The following is an 8,095-nucleotide window of genomic DNA, read 5'->3' on the forward strand; positions in this document are numbered from 1 at the left end:
TTGACTCCCCTTAGGAACTCATCGACCCGCCTTAGTCCTCCAGGCTGATGTTCCCAAGGCCGGTCGATGTGTCGAAGCCGGGTCGATCTGCCGGACCCGGGCTGGTGTGACTACCTCAGGTCGTCACATCGGCCTGGCGTGCCAACCCGGGCGGATGTGCCTACCTGAGGGAGGTCCTGGAGCCGGGAAGTGGTCGTATGGCGACGCACAGCGACCGGAGTGGTGCAGGCAGGTGGCGTAGTTACTCACGGGTAGTGGGACGGTGGGCGGGCCGATAGCGTCACGACGCACCGTGCCCGTGGGCGCTGCAGGCCAGCGCTCCGCCCTCCACCCCGGGAGATCGCAGCCATGACGCACCGCCTCAGCCGCCCTCGCGCCGACGTCGTCGTCGGGGTCCTCGTCGCCGTCGCCCTCGGGGCCGCCGGGTGCAGCACCGAGAAGGCCGCCGCCGGTGGCTCGGAGGAGGCCCTGCAGAACGCCTTCACCGCCTCCGAGGCCGCGCTGCGCAAGCTCGAGAAGCTCCCTGTCGACGGGCCGGTGGCCTCGGCGGACTTCCTCACCCCGGAGTATCTCGAGCAGCACAACGCCATGAGCCGCAGCATCGAGGCCGGCGGCAACCGGATGGTCGGCCAGCGCAGGTTCGAGTCGATCAAGCGCGTGCAGTACTCCATCTGGCCCCGGCCGGTGACCTCCATGCGCGTGTGCAGCGTCGGTGACGTCCGCATGCTCGACGAGAAGGGCAAGGACGTCACCGTGGGGCTCGACCGTAAGCCGAAGCCCAGGGGGCAGAGCCGCGAGGCGATCGTCTACGACCTGGAGTCGCGCGACGAGGGCAAGACCTTCCTCGTCAAGGGGGCGCTCCCGGACGGGACGTGCTGACGACCGCCTCGGGCCCTGCCGTCAGACGTCGGCGTCCTCGTGGACGTCGTTGGGCGCGAACCACTGGCCGGGCGCGTGACCCGGGCGAAGGCGCCACACCTCGCCGGGGACGTCGTCCGGCATGTAGGGGTTGTCGTCGAGGTCGAAGCCCGCGTTGACCGGGTCCGGGTTGGACTCGAGGTCGCGCAGCGCGGCGATCGCGTGCTTGCCGAGCGCCATGAGGGCGACCAGGTTGAGCACCGCCATGAAGGTCATGGCCAGGTCCGCCAGGTCCCACACGAAGGCCAGGCTCTGCAGCGCGCCCCAGGCCACGGCACCGATGGTGAGCAGTCGGATTGCGAACGCGCCGACCTTGCCGCCACGCATGAAGTCCATGTTGACCTCGGCGTAGGTCTCGTTGCCGATGACCGAGCTGAACGCGAAGACGAAGATCAGGAAGGCCATGACAGGGGCGACCCACGAGCCGAGCTCGCTGGCCAGGGCGGTCTGCGTGAGCGTCGCCGCCTGGTCGCGCGTGGTGACCCCGGGCGTGTAGACCTCGGGGCCGGCCAGCAGGATCATCACGGCGGTCGAGGTGCAGACGATGATCGTGTCGATGAAGACACCGAGCGCCTGGACCATGCCCTGGTGGGCGGGGTGCGAGGTGGTGGCGGCGGCCGCGGCGTTCGGGGCCGAGCCCATGCCCGCCTCGTTGGAGAACATCCCGCGCTTCACGCCGTTGAGCATCGCCGCGACGATGCCGCCGGCGGTGCCGGCCAGCGCCTGGTCGAGGCCGAAGGCGCCCTTGAAGATGTCGCCGATGGCGTCGGGGACCTCGCCGATGCGCAGCACCAGCACGGTGAGGGCGAGCAGGAAGTAGGCGAGCGCCATCAGCGGCGCCATGTACTCCGTCACGCGGGCGACGGACTTGAGCCCGCCGAGGACGATGGCCGCGGTGATGACGACCAGGACGATCGCGGTGATCCAGGTGGGGATGCCCCACGTGCCCTCGACGACGCCGGCGATCGTGTTGGCCTGCACCATGTTGAACGCCAGGCCGAAGGTGAAGATCAGGCAGATGGCGAAGGCGATGCCCATCGGGCGGGACTTCAGCCCGCGCTGCATGTAGTAGGCCGGGCCGCCGCGGAAGGTGCCGTCGGTGTGGGGCACCTTGTAGAGCTGGGCGAGCGTCGCCTCGACGAACGCGGTGGCCATGCCAAGGAAGGCCATGACCCACATCCAGAAGATCGCGCCCGGACCACCCAGCGCGAGGGCGATGGCCACGCCGACGATGTTGCCGGTGCCGACGCGGGACGCCAGCGAGATGCAGAAGGCCTGAAAGCTGGAGATGCCCTCCCCGCCGCCGCTGCGCGAGCCGATGGCCACCTTGACCATCGTCCCGAAGCGGCGGAACTGGGCGCCCTTGCTCCACAGGGTGAAGAGGATGCCGGCGGCCGCCAGCAGGACGATCAGCAGCCAGGTCAGCTTGTCGTTGGCGACGAGGATGCCGTCGTGGATCGCGTTCATGGGGGTCCGTTCGTGCGAGATCGGGGCCGCCGTGGTGATGACGGGCGGTCGCGGGCGCGACGTCGGCACACACTATGCAACGACGCGCATATCGTCTCGTCCGGGGTGGGACCTGAGGCTGAGCGTGTCCTGACCGTGACCTGACGCCAAGCGGCCGGTATGCCGGAGCGCCCGCAGCCTGGGCCGGTGCGGGTAAGGCGGCGGGCAGCGGGCGCAGGGCGGCGTTCAGCTGCGCAGCGGGGTGGGGGTGGAGTCGTCCCGACCCTCGGTGGGCGCGTCGGTGGGCTGGTCCTTGCGGCGCCCGACGAGGGGCAGCCCGGCAAAGACGCAGCCGACGGCCACGGCGATGGCCAGCAGGCTCCAGTTGTCCGTGGTCATCGCCAGGACGACACCGATGGCCGTTGCGAGGGCGATCGTCATGGCGTTCTGCTTGGTGGTCTTGCTGGTGGTCTTGGTCGGCGTGTTGTCCATGACTCGAACCTAGGGCCCCACCCTGGGCGGGGGATCCGTCTCGCGGACGAGATCCGTGGGACGGCTCCCCCGCAGGGTGGAGAGGTCAGCGGGCAGGGGTGATGCGGCCGCGGCACTCGCCGAGGCCGATGCGGCGGCTGTCGCGCCCGCGTGCGGTGGCCGTCAGCACGATCTCGTCGCCGTCCTCGAGGAACGACCTCGTGGAGCCGTCGGACAAGGTGATCGGGTCGCGCCCGCCCCAGGTCATCTCGATGAGGGCGCCGCGCTGGTCGACCTCCTTGCCCGAGATGGTGCCGGAGGCGTAGAAGTCCCCGGTGCGCACGGAGGCGCGGTTGATGGTGGTGTGGGCGAGCATCTGCGCACCGGTCCAGTACATCTGGGCGTACGGCGGGCGGGAGACGACCTCGCCGTTGAGCTGCACCTCGATGTCGATGTCGAGGCCCCAGGGCTGGTCGGGGACGTCCTTGAGGTAGTCCTGCAGCGGCACGTCGCGCGCTGGCGGCTCGATGCGAGCGTACTTCAGGGCCGCGAGCGGCAGCACCCAGCCGCTGATCGACGTGGCGAAGGACTTGCCGAGGAAGGGACCGAGGGGGACGTACTCCCACGCCTGGATGTCGCGGGCGGACCAGTCGTTGGTAAGGGTCACGCCGAAGACGTGCTGGTCGAACTCGCTCACGGCGACGGAGGATCCGCGCTCTGACCCCACGCCGACGACGAAGCCCAGCTCGGCCTCGATGTCGAGGCGGATCGACGGGCCGAAGACGACGTCGCCGTCGGGCGTCCGCCGCTGGCCCTGCGGCCGTGGTATGTCCGAGCCCGACACGATCACCGTCTGCGAGCGGCCGTGGTAGCCGATCGGCAGGTGCTTCCAGTTGGGCGTGAGGGGCTCGGAGTCGGGGCGAAAGATCCGGCCGATGTTGGACGCGTGGTTCTCGGAGGCATAGAAGTCGACGTAGTCGCCGACGGTGAACGGCATCAGCATCGTGACGCCCTCCAGGTCGACGAGGTACTTCTCGACGACGGGTCGGTGGGCCTCGTCGGACAGCCACGTCTGGATGTCGGCGCGCAGCCGCTCCCACGCCTCCGGTCCCGCTGCGAGCAGGACGTCGAGGTTGCCCTCCTCGACGACGTCGGACCACTCGCCGGGCAGCTCGGTCACGGCCTCCGTGAGGTCGAGGGCCTGGTCACCGATGCGCACCCCGAGGTGCGCGAAGTCGTCGCCGGTGTCCATCGAGCCGTAGGGGAGGGCGTCGAGGCCGAACGGGCTGTCCTGCGGGATGTCGACCCAGGTGGTCGTCACGTGAGCTCCTTCGTGGTGGCTGAGGTGGCTGAGGTGGCTGAGGTGGCTGAGGTGGCTGTGGTGGTTCGGTGCGGGTGGCGGAGGTCAGGCGGGGGTGCCGGGTCGGCGTGGTGCGGCTACGGGTCTGGGCGTGGCTGCGGATGCGGGGGAGGCTACTGCTGCTGGTCGACCTGCTGGGTGGGGTCGCGCAGCTCGAGCACCTCGACGGGCGAGGTGAGGCCGAGGGCCGCGAGGTCCTCGACCGGTGCGCCGGTGCTGCAGGAGCCGTAGGCCACGAGCCCCGCCCGCACGCGTCGCTGCGCGTCCTCGTCCGCGGCGAGCGCCTCGGCCGCGAGGGCGTCGGCGTCGGTGCTGCCGAGCGCCTCGGCGACCTGGGCGGAGTCGGCGCCGGCCTGGGCGCGCAGCAGCGCGACGAGGATGTTGACCACCCCGTGATGCTCGAACCCCGTCTGCTCGTCGGTGTAGCGCAGCGCGTGGTGCAGGCCTGCCGTGCACTTGAAGCGCGCCCCGAGCTCGGCTGCGGCACCGAGGAAGTCGGCGAGCTGGTCGATGCTCGGGAACAGGTCGGGGGTCACGCCGCCGCACCGGACCTTGGCGCCGAGACCCGCCTCGTGGACCGCGGTCAGCGCAGCGCGCGTCTCGCCGTCGTCGGCCTGGGCGAGGGGGATCTCGACGTAGGTCGACACCGCGTCGGGCAGGGCGCTGGCCGCCGTCACGACCGCGCCCATCGCCGCGTCGAGCGGCTGGTCCAGGGGCAGCCGCAGCTCGACGGCACCGAGCTGCAGGCGCGGGTCGCCGACCAGGGAGGTCGCGAGCCCCGGCAGGGAGGCGAGGGGCTGGTCGAGGACCACGCCGACGTCGACGGTCTCCCCCTCGCGCAGCGCCTGGCGCAGCTCGTCGAGCCGGCTCGCGGGGCACAGGAACCGGCCGGTGTGCACCGGGTGGGCGGTGTCCAGGTCGGCCCGGTGGCGGGCGACGGCGTCGTCCATCGCGAGGGCGGTGGGCGGGAACAGGCCGGCGTCGTCGAGCAGCGCCGCGACGAGCGGCTGGGTCGCGAGCGGTGCGGGGGCCCCGGGTGCGTCGGTTGCGTCCGTCATACGGCCGATCATCCCTGACCCAGCCGGCGCCCGCCCGACCAGCTGTAGGGGTAGCGGTCGTCTTCGGTCGCCAGCGCGGCCTCGCCGAGGTCGAGCGGGCGGAAGGTGTCGACCATGACGGCCAGCTCGTCGAAGAACTCGGCCCCGATCGAGCGCTCGTAGGCCCCGGGCTGCGGGCCGTGCGCGTGACCGGCCGGGTGCAGCGAGATCGAGCCCTGCCCGATCCCGGAGCCCTTGCGCGCCTCGTAGTCGCCGCCGCAGTAGAACATGACCTCGTCGCTGTCGACGTTGGAGTGGTAGTAGGGCACGGGGATCGCGAGCGGGTGGTAGTCGACCTTGCGGGGCACGAAGTTGCAGATGACCAGGTTGTTGGCCTCCCACACCTGGTGGGCGGGCGGCGGCTGGTGCACGCGACCGGTGATGGGCTCGTAGTCGGCCAGGTTGAAGACGTAGGGGTAGAGGCAGCCGTCCCAGCCGATCACGTCGAAGGGGTGCTGGGGCTGGACGTGGATCGTGCCGTCGATGCCGGACGGCCCCCGCCCGCGGTGCTTGATGTAGACCTCGACGTCCTGCTCGTCGACCATCACCGGGTCGCTGACGTGCCGGAAGTCGCGCTCGCAGTAGGGGGCGTGCTCGAGCAGCTGCCCGTGCTTGGACAGGTAGCCGCGCGGCGGGTTGATGTGGCTGTTGGCCTCGATGGCGTAGACGCGGACCGGCTCGTCGCCCGTCGGCACCCAGCGGTGGATGGTCGCGCGCGGGATGATCACGTAGTCGCCCTCGTGCACGTCGACGTGCCCGAGCTGGGTCTGCACGGTGGCCGTCCCGGACTCGACGTAGCAGCACTCGTCGCCGATGGCGTTCTTGTAGAGCGGGCTGGGCTCGGTCGCCGCGACATAGCTGATCCGGACGTCGCCGTTGCCAAGGAGCAGGCGTCGGTGGCGGACGGCGTCGAGGCCCTGGCCCTCGGCCTCGGCGGGCAGGTCGTGGGTCTTGAGGTGGCGCGGCAGCAGGGGGTCGTTGGGCGTGAGCGTCTGGTCCGGCAGCTCCCAGGGACGCACGTCGACGATCGCGCTGGGGATGTTGCGGTGGTAGAGCAGGCTCGAGTCCGAGCTGAAGCCCTCCTCACCCATGAGCTCCTCGTAGTAGAGGTCGCCCTCGGGGGTGCGGTGCTGCGTGTGGCGCTTGGGCGGGATGCTGCCCGCGCTGCGGTAGTGAGGCATGACGTCTCGTCTCTCGCGCAACTGATACATCGGTGTACTATCTGGACTATAGCGGATGGGTCCGACAGGCACCAGGGGGCGCGATGAGCGAGCTGGACTTCTGGTCCTTCGTGCGCGAGGCACGCGACCGCCTCACGGACGCCGGCTACGCCGACCCCGGGGCCACCGAGCTGCTCCTCACGCTCAACCGCGCGTCCGGGATCGTCACCTACGACCTCGAGTCCTCGATCCACCGCCCCGCGGGCCGGTCCTGGTCGGCCTTCCGGATCCTCTACGTCCTGTGGCTGGCCGGCGCGATGGAGCCCAAGCGCGTCGCCGAGCTGACCGGCCTCACCCGCGCGGCGGTCTCCAACCTCACCGGCGGCCTGGTCGACGACGGGCTCGTATGCCGCGAGCCCGCCCCCCACGACGGCCGCTCCGTCCGGCTCGGGCTGACGCCACGCGGGGTGGAGGAGATCCGCACCCTGTTCGCCGCGCAGCACGAGCGGGAGCAGGCCTGGGCCGCGGCGCTGAGCCCCGCCGAGCAGCACGTGCTGGTCACCTTGCTGGACAAGCTCGTCGGGGCCCGCGACGACGTCGCGCCCCGCCTGCGCCACTGACGCGTCCCGCGCCGGTCCGCACGGATGCGGCAGACTCGGGGGCATGGCCTGGACCGAGCACGTCATCTGGTGGCACGTCTATCCCCTGGGCGCCGTGGGCGCGCCCATCAGGGAGCCGTATGACGAGAGCGTGGTCGCCCACCCGCTCGAGCGGCTCGACGGGTGGCTGGACTACGCGATCTCGCTGGGCGCCAACGGGCTCCAGCTGGGGCCGGTGTTCGCCTCCACGACCCACGGCTACGACACGACGGACCACCTGCGCATCGACCCGCGCCTCGGCGACGACGGCGACTTCGACGAGCTCGTCAAGCGAGCGCACGACCGGGGCCTGCGGGTCATGCTCGACGGCGTCTTCAACCACGTCGGGCTCGAGGACCCGCTCTACCAGCAGGCCCTCGGCGAGGGTCGGGAGTCGCACGCGGCTCGGCACTTCCGCATCGACTGGGACGCCGACGGCGGGCCCCGCCCGGACGTCTTCGAGGGGCACGGGTCCCTCGTCGCGCTCGACCACACCCGCGACGAGGTCGTCGATCTGGTCGTCGAGGTCATGCTGCACTGGCTGCGTCGGGGCATCGACGGGTGGCGGCTGGACGCGGCCTACGCCGTCGACCCGGCGTTCTGGGCGCGGGTGCTGCCGCGCGTGCGGGCGGAGTTCCCGGAGGCGACCTTCGTCGGGGAGGTGATCCACGGCGACTACGCCGCGATCGTGCGTGAGTCGACGCTGGACTCCGTCACGCAGTACGAGCTGTGGAAGGCCCTCTGGTCCTCGCTCGACGACAAGAACTTCTACGAGCTCTCCCACGCCCTCGAGCGGCACGGCGCCCTGCTCGACACGTTCGTGCCGATGACCTTCGTCGGCAACCACGACGTCACCCGCATCGCCTCGCGGGTGGGTCCGGCCGCGACGGTGCTCGCGGTGGCCTGCCTCATGACGGTGGGCGGGACGCCCTCGCTCTACTACGGTGACGAGCAGGCCTTCGAGGGCGTCAAGGAGGACCGCGAGGGCGGCGACGACGCCGTCCG

8 protein-coding genes are annotated in these 8,095 nt (G+C 71.1%); 3 read left to right on the forward strand and 5 right to left on the reverse strand.

Annotation, left to right across the window (positions count from 1 at the left end; all coding sequences use genetic code 11):
* Positions 1-348: 348 nt before the first annotated feature.
* A complete protein-coding gene (locus B4E97_RS06525; protein WP_286959135.1) occupies positions 349-879 on the forward strand; it encodes a hypothetical protein in 531 nt (176 codons plus the stop codon).
* A gap of 21 nt (positions 880-900) precedes the next feature.
* Here the strand turns inward: B4E97_RS06525 and B4E97_RS06530 are convergent, their stop codons facing one another.
* The 5 genes from B4E97_RS06530 to B4E97_RS06550 all read right to left on the reverse strand — a co-directional run bounded on the left by B4E97_RS06530 (position 901) and on the right by B4E97_RS06550 (position 6,473).
* Complete coding sequence (locus tag B4E97_RS06530; RefSeq protein ID WP_029212443.1) at positions 901-2,385, reverse strand: alanine/glycine:cation symporter family protein; 1,485 nt, start codon at positions 2,383-2,385, stop codon at positions 901-903.
* A gap of 225 nt (positions 2,386-2,610) precedes the next feature.
* The gene (locus B4E97_RS06535; RefSeq protein WP_286959136.1) at positions 2,611-2,856 is read right to left on the reverse strand and encodes a hypothetical protein; all 246 of its coding nucleotides are present in this window, start codon (positions 2,854-2,856) and stop codon (positions 2,611-2,613) included.
* A gap of 85 nt (positions 2,857-2,941) precedes the next feature.
* Positions 2,942-4,156, reverse strand: a complete 1,215-nt coding sequence (fahA, locus tag B4E97_RS06540) for a fumarylacetoacetase (protein ID WP_286959138.1) — start codon at positions 4,154-4,156, stop codon at positions 2,942-2,944.
* A gap of 152 nt (positions 4,157-4,308) precedes the next feature.
* Entirely contained in the window at positions 4,309-5,253 is a 945-nt protein-coding gene (locus tag B4E97_RS06545) for a hypothetical protein (protein WP_286959139.1), read from the reverse strand.
* 8 nt (positions 5,254-5,261) lie between these two features.
* Positions 5,262-6,473: a homogentisate 1,2-dioxygenase gene (locus B4E97_RS06550; RefSeq protein ID WP_286959140.1), complete on the reverse strand. Its 1,212-nt coding sequence runs from the start codon at positions 6,471-6,473 to the stop codon at positions 5,262-5,264.
* Between the two features lie 83 nt (positions 6,474-6,556).
* Between B4E97_RS06550 and B4E97_RS06555 the strand changes: the two genes are divergently transcribed.
* Both B4E97_RS06555 and B4E97_RS06560 read left to right on the forward strand, forming a co-directional pair.
* Positions 6,557-7,072: a MarR family winged helix-turn-helix transcriptional regulator gene (locus B4E97_RS06555; protein WP_239265448.1), complete on the forward strand. Its 516-nt coding sequence runs from the start codon at positions 6,557-6,559 to the stop codon at positions 7,070-7,072.
* A 43-nt stretch (positions 7,073-7,115) separates the two neighbouring features.
* Positions 7,116-8,095: alpha-amylase family glycosyl hydrolase (locus B4E97_RS06560; RefSeq protein ID WP_286959141.1), on the forward strand; the 980-nt coding region annotated here is incomplete at its 3' end.

It is taken from the genome of Arsenicicoccus sp. UBA7492 (genome assembly GCF_002479615.1).
Taxonomy (GTDB): Bacteria; Actinomycetota; Actinomycetes; order Actinomycetales; family Dermatophilaceae; genus Arsenicicoccus; species Arsenicicoccus bolidensis.

Excerpts from the sequence above, each read along its gene's own strand:
- B4E97_RS06525 (WP_286959135.1), top strand. The coding sequence starts at position 349 with ATGACGCACCGCCTCAGCCGCCCTCGCGCCGACGTCGTCGTCGGGGTC.
- B4E97_RS06530 (WP_029212443.1), bottom strand. The coding sequence starts at position 2,385 with ATGAACGCGATCCACGACGGCATCCTCGTCGCCAACGACAAGCTGACC.
- B4E97_RS06535 (WP_286959136.1), bottom strand. The coding sequence starts at position 2,856 with ATGGACAACACGCCGACCAAGACCACCAGCAAGACCACCAAGCAGAAC.
- B4E97_RS06545 (WP_286959139.1), bottom strand. The coding sequence starts at position 5,253 with ATGACGGACGCAACCGACGCACCCGGGGCCCCCGCACCGCTCGCGACC.
- B4E97_RS06550 (WP_286959140.1), bottom strand. The coding sequence starts at position 6,473 with ATGCCTCACTACCGCAGCGCGGGCAGCATCCCGCCCAAGCGCCACACG.
- B4E97_RS06555 (WP_239265448.1), top strand. The coding sequence starts at position 6,557 with ATGAGCGAGCTGGACTTCTGGTCCTTCGTGCGCGAGGCACGCGACCGC.